At 35.6% G+C, this 19,211-nt stretch carries 13 protein-coding genes; all 13 read right to left on the bottom strand.

Features of this window, described 5'->3' with window-relative positions; translation table 11 throughout:
* Positions 1-26: 26 nt before the first annotated feature.
* Positions 27-1,004: an N-acetyl-gamma-glutamyl-phosphate reductase gene (gene argC / locus ATO12_RS20300; protein WP_034245806.1), complete on the bottom strand. Its 978-nt coding sequence runs from the start codon at positions 1,002-1,004 to the stop codon at positions 27-29.
* Complete coding sequence (locus tag ATO12_RS20295) at positions 1,001-2,191, bottom strand: argininosuccinate synthase (protein WP_034245803.1); 1,191 nt, start codon at positions 2,189-2,191, stop codon at positions 1,001-1,003. The genes argC and ATO12_RS20295 overlap by 4 nt, the downstream gene beginning before the upstream one ends.
* Positions 2,179-2,820, bottom strand: a complete 642-nt coding sequence (locus ATO12_RS20290; protein WP_034245801.1) for a GNAT family N-acetyltransferase — start codon at positions 2,818-2,820, stop codon at positions 2,179-2,181. Before ATO12_RS20290 ends, ATO12_RS20295 begins: the two co-directional genes overlap by 13 nt.
* 552 nt (positions 2,821-3,372) lie before the next feature.
* Positions 3,373-3,930, bottom strand: a complete 558-nt coding sequence (locus ATO12_RS20285) for a hypothetical protein (protein ID WP_131248871.1) — start codon at positions 3,928-3,930, stop codon at positions 3,373-3,375.
* Between the two features lie 170 nt (positions 3,931-4,100).
* Positions 4,101-5,369: a threonine ammonia-lyase IlvA gene (gene ilvA, locus ATO12_RS20280; protein WP_034245795.1), complete on the bottom strand. Its 1,269-nt coding sequence runs from the start codon at positions 5,367-5,369 to the stop codon at positions 4,101-4,103.
* 113 nt (positions 5,370-5,482) lie between these two features.
* Positions 5,483-6,958, bottom strand: a complete 1,476-nt coding sequence (gene ilvC, locus ATO12_RS20275) for a ketol-acid reductoisomerase (RefSeq protein ID WP_034245791.1) — start codon at positions 6,956-6,958, stop codon at positions 5,483-5,485.
* A 186-nt stretch (positions 6,959-7,144) separates the two neighbouring features.
* Complete coding sequence (gene ilvN / locus ATO12_RS20270) at positions 7,145-7,678, bottom strand: acetolactate synthase small subunit (RefSeq protein WP_034245788.1); 534 nt, start codon at positions 7,676-7,678, stop codon at positions 7,145-7,147.
* 79 nt (positions 7,679-7,757) lie between these two features.
* Positions 7,758-9,491: a biosynthetic-type acetolactate synthase large subunit gene (ilvB, locus tag ATO12_RS20265; protein WP_034245785.1), complete on the bottom strand. Its 1,734-nt coding sequence runs from the start codon at positions 9,489-9,491 to the stop codon at positions 7,758-7,760.
* Between the two features lie 175 nt (positions 9,492-9,666).
* Positions 9,667-11,343, bottom strand: coding sequence for a dihydroxy-acid dehydratase (gene ilvD, locus ATO12_RS20260; protein ID WP_034245782.1), 1,677 nt, complete (start codon positions 11,341-11,343; stop codon positions 9,667-9,669).
* A 711-nt stretch (positions 11,344-12,054) separates the two neighbouring features.
* On the bottom strand, positions 12,055-15,888 hold the full coding sequence (locus tag ATO12_RS25120; protein ID WP_051575979.1) for a zinc-dependent metalloprotease: 3,834 nt from the start codon (positions 15,886-15,888) through the stop codon (positions 12,055-12,057).
* Positions 15,889-16,324: 436 nt separating this feature from the next.
* Positions 16,325-16,546 (bottom strand): hypothetical protein, encoded by a 222-nt coding sequence (locus tag ATO12_RS20250; RefSeq protein WP_034245779.1) that lies wholly within the window; start codon positions 16,544-16,546, stop codon positions 16,325-16,327.
* 804 nt (positions 16,547-17,350) lie between these two features.
* Positions 17,351-18,001, bottom strand: a complete 651-nt coding sequence (locus ATO12_RS20240; protein ID WP_034245773.1) for a response regulator transcription factor — start codon at positions 17,999-18,001, stop codon at positions 17,351-17,353.
* Positions 18,002-18,248: 247 nt separating this feature from the next.
* Positions 18,249-18,980, bottom strand: a complete 732-nt coding sequence (locus ATO12_RS20235) for a sensor histidine kinase (protein ID WP_240486158.1) — start codon at positions 18,978-18,980, stop codon at positions 18,249-18,251.
* Positions 18,981-19,211: the final 231 nt, after the last annotated feature.

Here is a 19,211-nt window from a genome sequence, read left to right as displayed (position 1 = left end):
GTTTATTTCAGTATGAAATTCTTTTACTAAAACGCACTTGCTTTTAATTCTAATCCTGTTTTTTCTTTTAATCCCAACATTAAATTCATATTATGAATAGCTTGTCCAGATGCTCCCTTGATTAAGTTATCGATTACAGATGTGATGAGTAACATTCCGTTTTTCTTACTAATATGCAGTATACATTTATTAGTGTTTACCACTTGTTTTAAATGAATTTCCTCATCAGAAACCACAGTGAACTCAGCCTTTTTATAATAGGATGTATACAGTTCTTTGGCTTCTTCTTCACTACCTTCATATTGTGTATACATAGTGGCATAAATTCCTTTACTAAAATTTCCTCTATTGGGGATAAAGAAAATCGGAGCTTCAAAATCATGTTGTTCCTGTTTAAGGCTTTGTTTAATCTCTCCCAGGTGCTGGTGCGAGAATACTTTATAACTAGAAAAATTATTATCTCTCCAGCTAAAATGAGTAGTTCCTCCCGGCATCACACCTGCTCCTGTACTTCCTGTAGTAGCATTAATGTGTATTGTATCCTTAAGTTTTCCTGCAAATGCTAATGGCAGCAGCCCCAACTGGATCGCAGTAGCAAAACATCCCGGATTTGCAATATTTTTTGCCGATCTAATCTTTTCTTTTTCTAACTCTGGTAAACCATATACAAAATCTCTTCCCAGAAGCTCCTGATCATCGTTTAATCTAAAATCATTTCCCAAATCAATTACTTTGGTCATTTTTGAAAACGTATGGGTTTCTAAAAACGATCTCGACCTACCATGCCCCAGGCACAAAAACAACACATCTACATTTGGATTTATAGTATCTGTGAACTTAAGATCTATTTCTCCTATCAAATCTGGATGTTGTTTATGTATTGGTACACCAGCATTTGTTGTGCTATACACAAAATCCAGTTTTACTTCTGGGTGATGTACTAATAACCTTAAGAGTTCTCCTGCTGTATATCCCGATCCTCCTATTATTCCTACTTGTATCATGACTCACTTGGATTTACATTATGATATATCTTATTAGCATTACCGTAGATTTTTATGAAGCCTTTAGCATCATCAGAGGTCCATGAATTATTCATCTCACCATACTGTCCAAAATCTGATTTCATCATATCGAAATCTGATTCGATTCCTTCTAAAGTAAAATGATAAGGTTTCAATTTTACCTTTACCTCTCCCGTTACTGATTTTTGAGAATCTTCCATAAATACTTCTATATTTCTCATTACCGGATCCAGGTAATTTCCTTCGTGCAACAACATACCATACCAGTTGGCTAATTGTTCTTTCCAATATTGTTGCCACTTGGTTAAAACGTGTTTTTCTAAAAGGTGGTGAGCTTTAATGATTACCATTGGCGCAGCAGCTTCAAATCCTACCCTACCCTTAATACCAATAATTGTATCTCCGACATGAGTATCCCTGCCAATGGCAAAAGCACTCGCTAGTTCTTCCAGTTTTTGAATATTATTCACTGGGGTATCCTTAACTCCATCTAAACCAATGAGTTCTCCTTTTTCGAAGTGTAAAGTGATAACTTCTTCTTTTTCTTTTTGAAGTTGACTGGGGTATGCTGTATCTGGTAAAGCACTGTGAGAAGAAAGTGTTTCTTTTCCTCCTACACTAGTTCCCCAAATACCTTTATTAATAGAGTATTGTGCTTTTTCCCAACTGTAATAAACCCCATGCTTTTCTAAGTATTCTACTTCGGCCTGACGAGACAGTTTTAAATCCCTAATCGGAGTAATAATCTGGATCTCTGGAGCTAATGTCTGAAAAATCACATCAAACCTTATCTGATCGTTTCCGGCTCCTGTGCTTCCGTGTGCAATATATTTTGCTCCTACTTTTTTGGCATATTTAATCACTTCTATAGCCTGAAAAATTCGTTCTGCACTTACTGAAAGTGGATACGTGTTATTTTTTAATACATTACCATAAATCAGATACTTAATCGCTTTATCATAAAACTCGTTTAGAATAGTTTTATTTACATGAGATGAGCTTCCCAACTCATATGCTCTTTTTTCTGTCTCCTTTAGTTCTTTTTCAGAAAAACCACCTGTGTTTACCAAAATGGTATGTACATCCAAGTTTTTTTCGTGAATAAGATATTTTACGCAATACGAGGTATCCAGTCCTCCGCTATATGCTAATACTACTTTTTCCATAACAACAATTGTTTATTGCTTGCAAGCATTGTTTGTTTAATATTTTTTAATCGTTTTAGTACTTTTTTATCGTACCACTTTTCTTTTTTCTTTACTTCTTTCAAAGGATCGTACAGCATGCCGGTACACAAACACATTTTATGCTTTTTAGAAGTGAGGATATCATAATTTGTACACGTTTTGCAACCTGCCCAAAACTTAGGATCATCTGTTAATTCTGAAAAAGTAACGGGTTTATATCCCAAATCAGAATTGATTTTCATTACAGCTAATCCTGTTGTGATACCAAATACTTTGGCCATTGGGTATTTTTTTAAAGAATAATTGAATGTAAATTCTTTGATTTTTTTTGCCAGACCCTGATTTCTAAAATTGGGATGTACGATTAAACCAGAATGTGCCACGTATTTTTCGTGCCCCCAGATTTCGATATAACAAAACCCTGCAAACTGATTGCCTGATATAGCAATGACTGCATTTCTGTTTTGCATCTTTGTTTGTATATATTCTGGAGTACGTTTAGCGATACCTGTTCCTCTTACTTTGGCAGAGTCGGATATTACTTCGCATATTTCCTTTGCATAGCGAAAATGATTTTCGGTAGCAATTATTATTTTTACTTTTTCCATAAACGAATCCCGCTTATTAAAGAAGCTTTTCTATTAAAATTAGTGTTGATTTTTCTGAATCCAGGTAGGTGTGCGAATCGTATCTCGTTATGTAACGTGATACGAATTGCTACTAAATAGTTTAAATAAAGTACTAACTATTTAAAAATTCAGTTGTTCTAAAATGGATTCGATGTCTCTAGGGGAAGTAGGACGCACCTACTTCAAAAGAATATTAGACCCCCAAGGGGCGACGAAAGCGGCGTGCGGGAATAAATGTATTACCAAAATTGTTCAAATATTGAACTTTACTCTCTGTAGATATGTAATTTGCCGTTTTCATAATAGTAACTCTAAATCGTCGGCCGTAGCCCCTTTCGTTAACTAGATGGTACAATATTACATAAAATATTAATACAGAAAACAAATAAGTCGTAAAACTGATCAACTTTTATCATTTTTATAAAATTCTAAAGTTTTGACTGTTAAATTGATATTCTATATTATGAATCTCTAACAAAAAAAGACAATCTGAAAAGATTGTCTTTTTTAAATTTTTATTTCGAGTTGTTTTTATTTTCCTCCAAAAGTAAATAAAAGTCCTACATTAAATGCAAAATCACTTACTGTAGCTTTTCCATCACCTTCACCTATTTCTCCTGCATTTAGATAAGAGGCATTAACATTAAGAATACCATATTTAAAACCAAGTGCCGGGCGAAACGAAAAATTAGAAGTTCTTGCTGCAGCTGCAACTCTTGTTCCGTTTGTAGCTGCTTCGATCTGTGCAATATCAGTAATTCCTATTGCAAGACTACCATAAGGTCTAAATCCTTCTTTTTTAAAGTAGTAGCGCCCATTTACCATATAACTTCCAAAAGCGACGGTATCATAAGATAATAGACCTTTATCTGCCCCGGTTAAGAAATCTCCATGAACAAAAACAGAAACATCAATATCTTCTGTTATTCCGTATCCTAATTCAAGGTGTCCAGAAAAACCTCCGTCTGTTATATCGGCAATATCTCCAGATGGGATAGCGTAACCAACCCCAAAACCAAGTTTAACCTGTGCGTTTGTGGCCGTCAATCCTAATAAAGCGACTACAGTAAAAAGTAAAAGTTTTTTCATAATAGATTTAGTTTTCATCGTTTAAGTGTACGAATATATCGATAAAGAGCTAAATATTATGTGTTTTTGTCAAAAATAACGAAGAAAAACTATAACCTATTGACAACAAAGCTGTTGAAGATTATAAAAAACTAGACAACTTAAGAATAAGTAATGCTAATTGGATCAAATCATATTAAAAACTGAAAAAGATCGGGTTTATCATTAAGGTAATCCCCAAAGAAATTAAGGGCCTTCATCCTGGAGACCAAAGGTTCTAGATCGTTCTTGTCTTTTAGTTCAATCCCAACCACTGCCGGACCATTTTCTCTACTTGATTTTTTCGAATATTCGAAATGAGTGATATCATCATTAGGTCCCAACACTTCTCCTACAAATTGTTTTAATGCACCCGCTCGTTGCGGAAAACGAACAATGAAGTAGTGTTTTAAATCTGCATATAACAAGGCTCTTTCTTTAATCTCTGCAGTACGGGTAATGTCGTTATTACTACCACTAACAATACATACTACATTTTTACCTTTGATCTTATCTTTATAGAACTCCAGAGCTGCCAGAGTTAGTGCTCCGGCTGGTTCGACTACAATAGCATCTCTATTATATAAATCTAAAATAGTCTGGCATACCAATCCTTCGGGAACCGTATACATATCAGAAAGGTATTCTTTACAAATATCAAAATTAAGATCTCCTACTTTCTGAACTGCAGCACCATCGATAAACTTATCAATATTAAAAATTTCTGTATTCTTATTATTTTGGATAGATGACAACATAGAAGGTGCTCCCGCTGGTTCGACACCAATAATTTTTGTTTTTGGAGATAAGGCTTTCATTGCCCCGCATAATCCCGAGGCCAAACCACCGCCACCAATAGCTACAAAAATGTAATCGATTGGTACATCGGTTTGTTTAAAAATCTCAAGTCCGATTGTCCCCTGCCCTTCAATCGTTTTTGGATCCTCAAACGGGTGTACAAAGGTTTTTCCTTCAGAAGTACAGGTTTCCATCGCTGCTTTATACGAATCATCAAATGTATCGCCTTCGAGAACAATCTTTACATGATCTCCGCCAAACATCTGTGTTTGCGCTACCTTTTGTTTTGGGGTTACCGAAGGCATATACACTGTACCTTCTATTCCCAAATGATGGCAGGCAAATGCAACTCCCTGTGCATGATTACCAGCACTGGCGCAAACAACTCCCTTTTCTAGTTCTTCTTTGGTAAGTGAACTTATTTTATTAAAAGCACCTCTTATCTTATAGGAACGAACACGCTGAAGATCTTCTCGTTTCAACAAAATATTAGCATCGTATCTGCGAGAATACCGAATACTATTCATAAGAGGAGTAACCATAGCCACTTCTTTTATTGTCGAAGCTGCCTTCTGGATATCATCTAATTCAGGAAAATAGGTTGTGGTGGTTATGGTACTCATAATTTAAGTTTACGCTGGTCGTTTATTACTATTCTGCCGGCTCAGATCCATCAAAGGTTACACAATACACATCTCAAAACTCTAACAGACCTGGCCTGACAAAATTAAATGTATTATACTATAGGCTTCATTGCTGTCATCGATGCTCTTAATCGAGAACCCACAACTTCTATAGGGTGATTTCTTATTATTGCATTTACTTCTATTAGTTTAGCATTATCTACTCCGTTATCTTTTCCTTCATCGTATGCTTTTCCGATAACATCGGTATCTATTTTTTTCATAAAATCTGCTAATAAAGGTTTACAAGCATGATCAAATAAATAACAACCGTATTCTGCGGTATCAGAAATCACACGGTTCATTTCAAACAATTTCTTACGTGCAATCGTATTGGCAATAAGTGGAGTTTCGTGTAACGATTCGTAATATGCAGACTCTTCAATGATTCCAGAATCAGTCATGGCTTCAAAAGCCAATTCAACTCCTGCTCTTACCATAGCTACCATTAATACGCCATTATCATAGAATTCTTGCTCAGAAATTTCAATATCTCCTGCAGGAGTTTTCTCGAATGCAGTTTCTCCTGTTGCGGCTCGCCAGGATAATAAATTCTTATCATCATTAGCCCAGTCTTCCATCATAGTTTTAGAAAAATGCCCTTGCATGATATCATCCATATGTTTTCTAAATAACGGGCGCATGATATCTTTTAATTCTTCAGACAATTCGAATGCTTTAATCTTTGACAAATTTGATAATCGATCCATCATGTTAGTGATTCCTCCATACTTCATCCCTTCGGTAATAGTTTCCCAACCATATTGGATTAATTTAGAAGCATATCCAGCATCAATTCCTTTTTCTATCATTTTATCAAAACATAAAATAGATCCGGTCTGCAATAATCCGCAAAGGATAGTCTGCTCTCCCATAAGATCTGATTTTACTTCGGCCACAAAAGAAGATTCTAACACTCCTGCTCTATGGCCACCTGTTCCTGCTGCATAGGCTTTTGCCTGGTCTAAACCATGCCCCTGAGGGTCGTTCTCTGGGTGTACTGCTATTAATGTAGGTACTCCAAATCCTCTTTTATACTCCTCTCTCACTTCTGATCCCGGACATTTTGGTGCCACCATAATTACCGTAAGATCATCTCTTACTTCCATACCTTCTTCTACAATATTAAACCCATGTGAGTATGATAAAGTAGCTCCTTTTTTCATTAGTGGCATTACTGTATTTACCACTTGAGTATGTTGCTTATCGGGTGTCAAATTAATAACCACATCTGCATTAGGAATTAATTCTTCGTAGGTTCCAACATCGAATCCGTTATCAGATGCATTTTTGAAAGATTGTCTTTTTTCTTTGATCGCTGCTTCACGAAGCGCATACGAAATATCTAAACCAGAGTCTCTCATATTTAACCCCTGGTTAAGCCCCTGGGCTCCACACCCTACAATAACTAATTTTTTTCCTTTTAATGCATCTACACCTGCCGAAAATTCTTCAGCATCCATAAATCTGCATTTCCCTAGTTGTGTTAGTTGATCTCTTAATGATAGCGTATTAAAGTAATTTGCCATTTCTTTCTTAATTTGTTGTGATTTCCGTTAGGAAATTTGGTTTAATTTTGATTTTTAGTTGTTTTATTTTTTATGGTGTATCCCCGAGTCAAACTCAGGGCCGGGCTATTCGTTATATCTTTTATCTTCTGGATTCCTTCGAGAACCTCAGGGGTCCAGAAGATAAAAGGATGTCACTACTATCCCTTACACGGCTTCCATTCCAAAATTTTCTAATATTTTAGAGATGTGCATCTTTTCTTTGGTTATTGAGATTCTTCCAGAACGTACAAATTGCATTAAACCATACGGTTCTAATTGATCATACAATGTTTCTACATCTCTACGTCGCCCCGTTTTTTCTAATACAAAAAACTCTGGAGTTACCGTAACGATATTAGCATTACTATCCTTTATTACATTCTGGATTTTACGTTCCTCGAATAACAGTTTTGAAGCAATCTTAAACAAAGCAGTTTCCTGGTAAATCGTCTCATCATCTTTATGATAAAAAGCTTTAATCACTTCTATTTGTTTTTCAATCTGTCCGATAATCTTTTTTACCTGTTCTTCGGTTACGCTTACGACTATGGTAAAACGAAATACATCCTTAATTTCTGATACCGAAGCAGTAAAGCTCTCAAGATTGATATGACGTCTTAAAAATATTGCCGAAATCCTGTTCAACAATCCTATATTATTTTCGGTATACACCGATATGGTATAATTTTCTTTTTTCATTGTTAGTATATTGTATGATTGTATACATTCTGATTTAACATCTGTACTGATCCAGACAAACCAGAATAACAAAATCGTATTATTCTAATCTTACATCCGAAACTGATGCTCCTGTAGGAATCATCGGAAACACATTATTTTCTTTCTCTACACATACTTCTAAAAAGTAAGGTTCTTTACTTGCGATCATCTCTGCGATTGCCTCTTGTAAATTTTCTCTTTTGGTAACTCTTGTAGACTTGATATGATACCCTTCTGCTATTTTTATAAAATCTGGATTTACCATTTCTGTAGATGCATATCGTTTATCAAAAAACAGTTGTTGCCATTGGCGTACCATTCCGAGGAAGTCGTTATTTAACACTACAATCTTTACTGGTATTTTGGTCTGGAAAATCGTACCTAATTCCTGTATTGTCATTTGGTATCCACCATCTCCTATAATTGCTACGACCTCTCTCTCGGGAGCTCCCATTTTTGCTCCAATCGCTGCTGGTAATGCAAACCCCATTGTCCCTAAACCACCAGAAGTAATATTACTCTTAGACTTATTAAACTCTGCATATCGGCAAGCAATCATTTGATGCTGCCCCACATCAGATACAATAACTGCATCGCCTCCTGTTTCTTTGTTAATTCCTCTAAGTACTTCGCCCATAGAAAGCCCTTCCTTGCTAGGGAACAGTTCTTCTTTAATTACTTTATCATATTCTATGGCATCGTGATCTCTAAACGCCTGTAACCACGAATCATGAGAATTTGATTGTACCATCGGAAGTATCTGTGACAATGTATCTTTAACATCACCCATTACTGCGACATCTACTTTCACATTTTTATTTATTTCGGCCGGATCAATCTCAAAATGTACGATTTTGGCCTGCTTCGCATAGGTTTCTAAATTACCGGTAACCCGATCATCAAAACGCATTCCGATTGCTAGTAGTAAATCACATTCGTTAGTTAGCTTATTGGGTCCGTAATTACCATGCATACCAACCATTCCTACATTTAACGGGTGAGATGTTGGTAATGCAGAAAGTCCCAAAATGGTCCATGCAGATGGAGTTCCTGATTTCTCGATAAAGTTTTTCAACTCTTCCTCTGCTTCTCCCAGGATTACCCCCTGGCCAAAGACAACCATTGGTTTTTTTGCATTATTTATAAGCTTAGCCGCTTGTTCCAGGGTTTTTGGATCTGTTTTGGGTACTGGCTTATAACTACGTACTCCTTTACATGTTGAGTATGTAAAATCTAGCTCACCAAATTGCGCATCTTTTGTTATATCAATTAGTACGGGACCTGGTCGACCAGAGCGAGCAACATAAAAAGCTTTTGCCAATACTGCAGGAATATCTTCGGCTTTAGTAACCTGGTGATTCCATTTGGTGATGGGTGTAGAGATTCCTATAATATCTGTTTCCTGAAACGCATCTGATCCTAACAAATGTGATCCTACCTGGCCAGTAATACATACCATAGGTGTAGAATCTATCTGCGCATCTGCGATTCCTGTTACAAAATTAGTAGCTCCGGGCCCAGAAGTAGCAATTGCAACTCCAACTTTACCACTGGTTCTTGCATATCCTTGTGCCGCGTGGGTTGCTCCTTGTTCATGCCTGGTTAATACATGATGTAACTGATCTCTATATTTGTATAACTCATCATAGACCGGCATTATGGCTCCCCCGGGATATCCATAAATTAAATCTACTCCTTCTGCCAACAGACATCGAATTACTGCCTCTGCACCTGTCATACGCTCTGTTGATATTTTGGTTTCTTTTTTTAACGTTTGCGTTTGTGTTTCCATACACTCTTGTTTTAGAGGCTAGACTTTTAGAAACTAGAGTCTAGACTTTTTTTAGATTCTGATCTTCACCAGAATGATAATTTATCGTTTAACCAGCATCAAATGCTGTACTTTTTTAGATTTTAGCCTTTACCTGACACTTCATTTAAAACCAATGCTTTGCATTGAAATGCTTTTAGAATTCATCGGTTACGCATCCTTGTGATGCAGACGAAACTGTATGTGCATATTTGTACAATACTCCTTTATCAAACTTTAATGCCGGTTGAACCCAGGAAGCTTTTCTTTTTTCGATCTCAGCTTCACTAATATCTACAGTAATCGAATTGGTCTCTGCATCAATAGTAATGATATCTCCATCTTGTACCAAAGCAATCAAACCTCCTTCTTGTGCTTCTGGTGTGATATGTCCTACAACAAATCCATGTGTTCCTCCAGAAAACCTTCCATCTGTAATTAAGGCTACATCTTTACCTAAACCAGCTCCCATAATAGCGGCAGTAGGTTTTAACATTTCTGGCATTCCCGGTCCTCCTTTTGGGCCTTCGTATCGTATCACAACCACATCACCTTTTTCTACTTTTCCATCTCTAATACCATCATTGGCATCATATTCTCCATCAAAAACTTTGGCTTTTCCTTGAAAACGTAATCCTTCTTTACCTGTAATTTTTGCTACACATCCATCCTTAGACAGGTTACCAAACATAATTCTTAGGTGCCCTGTTGGTTTAATTGGATTTTCTATTGGTTTAATAACGTCCTGTCCTTCTGTAAGATCAGGAACATCCAATAGGTTTTCTGCAATTGTTTTTCCGGTAACGGTTAAACAATCTCCGTGTAGTAATCCTTTCTTTAAAAGGTATTTTAATACCGCAGGAATTCCTCCGACTTCATGCACATCTTCCATAAGGTATTTACCGCTTGGTTTAAGATCTGCCAAAAACGGGGTTTCGTCGCTAATTCTCTGAAAATCTGCTAATGTAAACTCTACGTCTGCAGCTCTGGCAATTGCCAGAAAGTGTAATACAGCATTCGTAGAACCACCAAGTACGGTAACTAAACGTATTGCATTTTCGAGTGATTTTCTGGTTACTATATCTTTAGGTTTGATATCCTTTTCTAATAGCGTTCGCATTGCACGACCTGCCTGGATACTTTCTTCTTCTTTATGTTTACTTATAGCCGGATTCGAAGAATTATATGGTAGAGACATCCCTAAAGCTTCGATGGCAGAGGCCATCGTATTGGCTGTATACATCCCACCGCAAGCTCCTGCTCCCGGGCATGCTTTTTCTATAACATTCTTATATTCAGATTGAGATATTGTACCGGCTACTTTTTCTCCCCAGGCTTCAAAAGCAGAAACTACATCCAGTTTTTTGCCTTCATGACATCCAGATGCTATGGTTCCTCCGTAGACTAAAACTGAAGGGCGATTTAATCGAAGCATTGCCATTAATGCCCCTGGCATATTTTTATCGCAACCAACAACAGTTACCATTCCATCATAAGACATTGCTTGTACCACGGTCTCCATAGAATCTGCAATCACATCACGAGACGGTAATGAAAAACGCATTCCTGGTGTTCCCATAGAAATCCCATCACTCACTCCGATAGTATTAAATATGAGCCCGACGACATCCTCTTCTATTGTTCCTTGTTTTACCAATTTAGCAAGATCATTAAGGTGCATGTTACATGGATTCCCTTCATAACCTGTACTGGCGATCCCGACTAAGGGTTTCTTAAAATCCTCATCGGTTAAACCAATTGCGTGAAGCATTGCCTGTGCGGCAGGTTGCGTGTCATCTTGAGTGACTTGTTTACTATACTTATTGATGCTCATTTCTTTTTTGAATATCAGTTTTTACGAATTATTTAAAATTTTAACTTTTACCCTATGATGTATGCATTAGATTGAATAAACCACAGTATAAAATTATTTTGTTGCGGCTAAACACATGTACATTATTCAATATCCTTACAATATCCAATAGTCTTTTTACACATGTTAACATTTGATTTACAACATTTTACGTTTTTACAATTTACAATCACTATTTGATCATTTTATTTAAATATTTTTTTCATATCAAAAAAAACTCCCTTCATTTCTGAAGGGAGTTTGTATTTATTTGTATACAATAATATCCCTTCATCATGGTGAAATAATCACAATAATGACAATGACATTACTAATTATGTTGCTAAATATTCTCATTTCTATTGTATAGACTTTATTTTAAATTCTAATCTTAAATCTTTTACACAAAAAAATCCCTTTACTCGAGTAAAGGGATTTTAATATCATATATATAGTATCAATACATCCCTTATCGAGGTGAAATAATCACCTCAATAATAATGACTGTATTAATATTTATGTTTCTGGTATTCATTTATGTGTCAAATATAGGAAAATATTTTTTTGAAATACAAATACTAAATTATTTTTTATGTAAGCTTTTCTTTATTTCATTAAAAACAAGACCTTTCATCAATAATGAAAGGTCCTATTTAAATCCTGATTTTTGACTACTTAGAATTCAATTTTATATTAAAACTTAACGAGCCTTAAGGTTTCTGTATGTTTATTGGCTTGTATTTTTATAAAATAATTTCCAGATGATTTCATTTGATCTCCTAATCGTATTGTACCTGGGTTTTTACTATACTTTTTATAGATCAATTCTTTTCCTAACAAATTATATACGGTTATTGTAAATGTATCACTTTCTAATCTCGATATGTCTATAGTAACGGTTTCTTCAAACGGATTAGGGTATATACTAACTATACTTTCTGAAGTTCTTTCTTTTTGTCTGGTTGGCCTTTTTGTAAGTAAACCTTGACCAGCTGTAGTATTGTATGCATAATCCTTGATTGTATATGACAATCCATCATTAGCTACTGCAGCATAAAACCATCCATAATGTGTATTTCCCCCTATTTTGAAGGTAAACCCTATATACCCCGATTTACCTCTCCAATCTGTATATGAAGATGAACTTATAACAAAACTATTAGCATTGGCTACAAAATTACTGGCTGCACCAATCTCTATGCCTTCTCCTATAAATGTAGCATTATTAGTTGTTCCTTCACAAACAAGATCTTTTCCATAAGTCACTAGTCGAAGTGAGTTATTGGTAAACCATCCTCCAAAATCATTATCATCACCAACTTCTATTCTAAAGAAATTCCAGGTACTTGAAGAGTTTGTTGTTTCATCACTCATATCTACATAGACCACAGTTCCATTAGTAGCACAAGGACTACAAGATCCTCCGCAATCAACTCCGGTTTCATTTCCATTCTGAATTCCATCATTACAGGTTGGTGTAGTTGTACCTCCAATTCTTATGGTATAATCTTCTACTTCACCCAAATAAGTATCAGTACCACAAGGTGTTATTTTTGCTTCAGATCCATATCCAACTCGAACTCTCATTCGCAACGAAGTATTAGAAACTGCACCAGAAGGAGGAGTAATATTAGCCGAATAAGGACCTGCACCATATCTGGAATACACTAACTCTCCAGTATCAGTAAAATCTCCATTATTATTCCAGTCAATCCATACACCTACCGCATTATATGTCCAGGTATTATTATTCGTGATTATCGTTAATGTCGTTGCTTGCCCGTTAGTAAGGTTTGTAGACTGGTTTGTAAAATCATTATATGCAGCATTTGCGGAACTATTATTTATAGATCCTAAGCTAACATTGGTAATGTGTAAGGTAGCATTTTGAGTAGTCGAAGCTGCACAGTAGTTTACATTTGTATTACAAGGATTACAATCAGGCCCACCACAATCAACTCCGGTTTCATTACCATTCTGAATGCCATCGTTGCATGTTGGGTCTACTGTACAAGGATCACAATCAGGCCCACCGCAATCTACACCAGTTTCATTACCATTCTGAATACCATCATTACAGGTTGGATTCGAACTTCCTCCTTTTATAAACAAAAAATAATCTTCTACCTCATCACCATTAGTTCTTGCTGTTCCGCAAGGGTTAGGGGCTGCATGTATTTTATAACGTACCCTTAACCTTGTTGCGCCACTTTTTGCAGTACTCGGAACTACAACTGTTTTTGTTATACCTCCGGCACCATTAGTTGCCAGTAAAACTTCTTCACCTGCATCTTCAAAATCCCCATCTTTATTCCAATCAATCCAAGCTCCAAAATAATTAGGGTCCCAAAAATCGATTCCTGGATTAACGGTTAAACTATAAGACTCTCCTTTAACAAGATTGGTTCCCAGATTCGTAAAATCAGAATACGAACCATTTTCACTTTTATTAATGATATCCCCAAAGATCACTTCGGCTATATAATTATTACCCTGATAACCCGCAGCACAATAATTTGTAGGCATAGGATCCAAATTTCCCTTGGTAATACTAAAATTAGCATTGGTAACATCGAAAAAGATATGATTGGTACCTCTTACCATAATTCTATTTACACCTCCTTCATTGTCAGGTATAGTAATTTGTTGAGAACCATCATTAGGTACTGCAGAAGCTAATGTTATTGGGTATGTATTTCCACCATCTGTAGATAATAAAATATCAACAGTCGCTGCATTTACCCCATTTCCTGTGGTTCCTGCTACGTCCCAGGTCACCGTTTGTGTAGAGCCTACGGGTGCATCAAACCTAGCATTTTGAGAAGTGATTACAAAAGGACCAGCAGTCCCACTTACCGTAATAACAGCATCCTTAGAATCTGTATTACCTCCTCCCGGATGGTTATCTCTTACAGTGAATCTAAAATTCATAGTTCTGGCCACAGAAGGTGTTACCTCCCATTCAGAAGAAGAATTTCCAGCTTTTATGGTAGAAAGGTCAGGCATATAACGATTTGGAGATGTTGAAGGTGGTTTATAACGGAATAAAGGACCACTAGTTGACGTAGCACGAGGAGGCATCGGAGCTATTTCTTTATCCATTTGGTTCCAGGTATATGTTAGTTGGTTGGAAGCAGTATTAGGATCAGTAGCTGATCCTTCTAATATAAATGGAGTAGATCTTGGAATCGTATAATTACCTCCTATACTAGCCACTGGCGCACTATTACCTATTGATCTTAGGGTAGCACAACTTTCAATGCTTAAAATATGATTCCACATTTCATCTATTTGTTTTGCATGAAAAAAAACATATTGCGTATTTTCTGTATTAGGAGCACAACCTGTATATGCCATGATAGTATTACCCCCTCCTGGTTCAACAGCACCTTCGTCAAGACGATTACCCCCACAGGAGTTGTTAAACGAATGGTTAGCACCAAATTGATGGCCTATTTCATGAACGAATGTGCGATAGAAATAATCTGCAACAGATGTAAAAGGATGTGCGCCAGTAGCTCCCTGGGCTTTTTTACTATCATCACACACAGCCCTTAAAGCTCCACGTCCAGTCCCATCTGAATCTAAAACATGCCCAATATCGTAGTTAGCGTTACCAATTGCGGCATCAAGAACACCTTGACCTTCATTTACCGATATTGAAGTATTGCCATGTGTAATACCATCAGTTGCTCCATCAAGAAAGATGGAATTCTCAATATTAGGTACTAATTCAAACGTAGTTCCAAGATCTCTTTCATAAACCGCATTCACTCTCGTCATCAGTGCATTCAACTCGGCAAGTACTGCGGCTTTCCTTTGTTGAGTCGAACCATTTGTAATACCTGCCTTATCAGTATAAATTTTAGACAATTCTCCTGTTACTGCTATAGCCATTCGGTAGACTCTAACACGACCATCATTAGCATCTTTTCTTGCTTTGTTTGATTTTTCAGCTTGTTTTGTACTTTTTTCTGAAAAAGTTTCGGCTGCATTATCAATTATTTGACAGTTAATTGGTTCTGATTCATCCGTTTTTGAAGTAACCATATACGTTTTACTAGTACTAGTAGAAGGTTTGATATTCGTTATTGTAGCATCAGGTTTCATAATCATAGCTCTAAAGCTATTATGCCCCAAACTAAAATGTACTACTTCGTTTTCTTCATTAACAGATGTACCTACATACGATTTAATATCTGGGAACTTTTTGGCTAAATCCGGATGTAAAACATTGGTTTCCTTTACACGGTATTCTTTAAATCTTCCGTCTTCAGTAGGAAGTATGATAATTACATTTGATTTTCCAAATGAATTGAACCTTTTTGGGCATTGAGATAAAACTTCTTTTAGTTTTTCAACACTAAGATGATATGTGTTTTGGTGTGAAGTTTCTGTATTATTCTTTATAGAAGAAATGTTTTCGTTTTCAATTGGGCTACTATTTTTTTTCCAAAAATTATGGGTTTGCGAAAATCCAAATTGGAAAACAAATAAGCCTACAAATAAGACAAGTTGATTTTTCATGATTTAATTTTTAATAGTTAATGAAGTTGTTGATAAATGGGAATCAACACCTTTTGCAGAAGCAAGCAATGAATTGGAAAACTCACTGCAACTTTTAGCAACAATACTTTCGTCGAATAGCACACATACTGCTATTCTTTACTAATGATTTTTGTGAATTCATAACCTAAACTTAATGGTGATTAAAAAATTGAAGAATTTTAACAACCTCTCTTGATTTGATTTCAAGGGGGATTGTATTAGATTAAAACCACTCGTTATGTTCTACACCTTACTGCTAAGGTCGAAAATAAACAGTCTATTTCAGTTAAGGATTATTAGACTATAATTCTTACCAAATCTATTCATTTTCCTAGCGTAACAGTTTCCAAATACAGTCCCGTATTTAATTGATTTGCATTAAACTGAACTGTTTTGGTTTGCTTCTTTTGATGTACTAAACTCTGCTGCTTTGCCAGGGTTTTGTTTTTTTTAGTAAGGCTTGTTTTTGAAGTATTTTTTCAAATTCTTTAGCTTTTTCAAAAGCCTCCGGGTTCTGTTCGTAGTATTCTTGCTGAGTTTCCTCGAATGAGCAACTCTTTTCTTTTTGGTGTTGACCCATAATCGGCCAAATTATCAACCCCATTAGAATCGATAAAAACATGTTTGTAGTTTTCATTAGATAGTTAAGTTTTGTGTTAGTGCACAAAATTAACGCTATTCTAAGCCACTGAAATATACTATACTAGCAACACTTAATACTATCTTACCAAGAATAGCGCATATTTCAATATTTTAACATTTTAACTCATTAAATACTCAATAATAACAACGTATAAATACATATTTTACATGAAAAATGTTAATTAACTCAATACTTAATATAGAATTTAAGAAGTTGAATTATTTTCTTATAAAAACCTAATCTCGATAGGTTCACTGAGCCTTTTGGTATACTCAAGACAAGCCTTGTCGAAGTGCATTTTTTTTCATTATCATTTCAAAAAATCACTCGATTTGACGTATCTAATAATCACACGGCTCTCAAATAAATACCGTAGATCAATTATAGAGTCCTTTCTATTAGTCAGCCTTTTTCATTTTCTTTGTTCGCCCAAAGAAAACGAAACAAAAGAAAAGGCGTTTTTTCCAAGGTATTTTTCAATTTTATTGAAAACCAAATTTCTTTTACTAAAACCTTTCCAAGGCTTCAAGGTTTTTTAACGCAAAATAAATCTTATACTGGTGGAAAAAAATTGAAAAGCACCGCTTTTAAACGTCAAATACCTGCGTTAGATAAAAATTATCAGGAGCATTGAAATCAGGTCTACACTAGAGTGGGTTCGACCTGCTATTTTGAATGCACTTTTCAAGCTTTTCAAAACAAAGATACCCTCTTCTCTACAATTGGATCCCAGTCTACACTGGGATTGGTTCAACCAACCATTTTGAATGCGCTTTACAAGCTTTTCAAAACAGGGTTTTACTCAATCTTAAAAAGTTTATTTTTCATGCAATAGATCACGAGACCTACCCTGGTTTTTACTTCTAGCTTCTTAAAAACCGTTTCTCTATAATTCTCTATCGTTTTAGGACTCAAGCCCATTTCTGCGGCGATACTCCTGTACGTAAGTTCTGAACATGCGTATTTTAAAAACACTCGTTCCTTATCGGTTAATTTTTCCTGTAGGTTTTTACTGCCTCCGGCTTCTTCAGAATTACGTAGTGCGGTTTCTATTTTACCCGAATAATAAAATCCTTGTTCTATCACCATCTTCATGGCAAATTCAAAATTTTCGGGGTGTATATCTTTTAGCAAGTATCCTTTGGCTCCCGCCCTAAGCATTCTAATAATGGTTTCTTCGTCATCCTCCATTGTTAGTGCCAGCACTTTTTGATCTGGTCGATTTTCTTTAAGCCATTGCATCGTTTGCACACCATCCATCACAGGCATTTTTACATCCAAAAGAATAAGATCTGGTGTCTTTCTTTTATGTAAATAATATTGAGTAAGCTCTTTTCCGTTTTTTAGAATAGCCAACACCTCATATTCTTCAAGTTTAGATATTAAACTTTCTAGTGATTGTGCAAATAAAAGATGATCATCGACAATAACTATAGTCTTCTTCTTCATCTGTTTTTTTTTATTGAAGCAATCTAAGCCTTTTTCAATTCGCTATAAAAATGCTTAAATCACTTCATTGTTTATTAATTGTCAGATCAAATTCGCCATTATACGCTTTGGATGGTATCGATATTAGTTAAGAATGGCTCCTTTTATCTGTATTACGTTTTGTACTAATTACCTATTTTTCAAATGTTTAAACTTTATAAGTATCTACATTGAAGCATTACTTCTTCTTAAGTACAAATGTATTAAATCAATCGTTAAGTTGTATAGGATATGACAAGGTAAGTATAACTCCTTTTCCTGGTGAAGAGGTATAGTCGAGTTTTGCATTTACCAAAGCCGCACGGCTTTTCATATTAAGCAAACCAGAATTTGCCTGAACCGACTTAGGATCAAACCCAACCCCATCATCCTGTACTCTAATATTGAGAGTTTCTGGAGTATACTCTAGTGCTACTTCGAGGTTTGAAGCCTCTGCATGCTTTATCGTATTAGAGAAAAATTCCTGAATGATACGATATAGGATAATCTCATCTTTGGGGTTTATATATACTTCTTCTCCTTTTACAGTAAGTGAAGGTGTTAAAAAATTAAGTTTCTCAAAACGCTTGAGCTCTACAGTAATCGATTTTTCTAACCCTACATTTTGAATCACCTCGTGATTTAAGGTTTTAGATAAGGTACGTATCTCTTGCAGGCTGTCTCCTACTAATTTTCTAACATCTTGTAGTGATTCTGATGCTGTACCCTCTATGGTGGCTCCCATAATATTAATCTGCATCACTGCCGTAGATAACAATTGCCCGATATTATCATGAAGCTCCCAGCTTACATTTTTAAGTGCCTGTTCCTGTATCTCTATACGGGACTTAAAAATCTCATCTTCAAAACGTTGCTCTGCTCTTAGTTTATCCAGCAGTAGTTTGTTTTTTCGACGTTGAAACGCTACAAAGAATATGATACCAAATACTACAAAAAACATAATAATAATGGTAAAATAGATTATTAATAAGATTTGTTCCTTCGCGAGCATACAATAAAACCAATAATATAACAAGTATACATAAAAATATTTGCTGCAGTAAGAATTATTCGATAAACCTGAACAAATTCTGGACTTTTGTCATTATTATAGTATTCCCCATATATAAAAACAGGATTAACTATAATATGAAATACCAAAGCCCCTACCGAAACATAAAACGGCATCATC

Source organism: Aquimarina atlantica, assembly GCF_000626715.1.
Taxonomy (GTDB): domain Bacteria; phylum Bacteroidota; class Bacteroidia; order Flavobacteriales; family Flavobacteriaceae; genus Aquimarina; species Aquimarina atlantica.
This window is presented reverse-complemented; position numbering and strand designations above follow the sequence as displayed.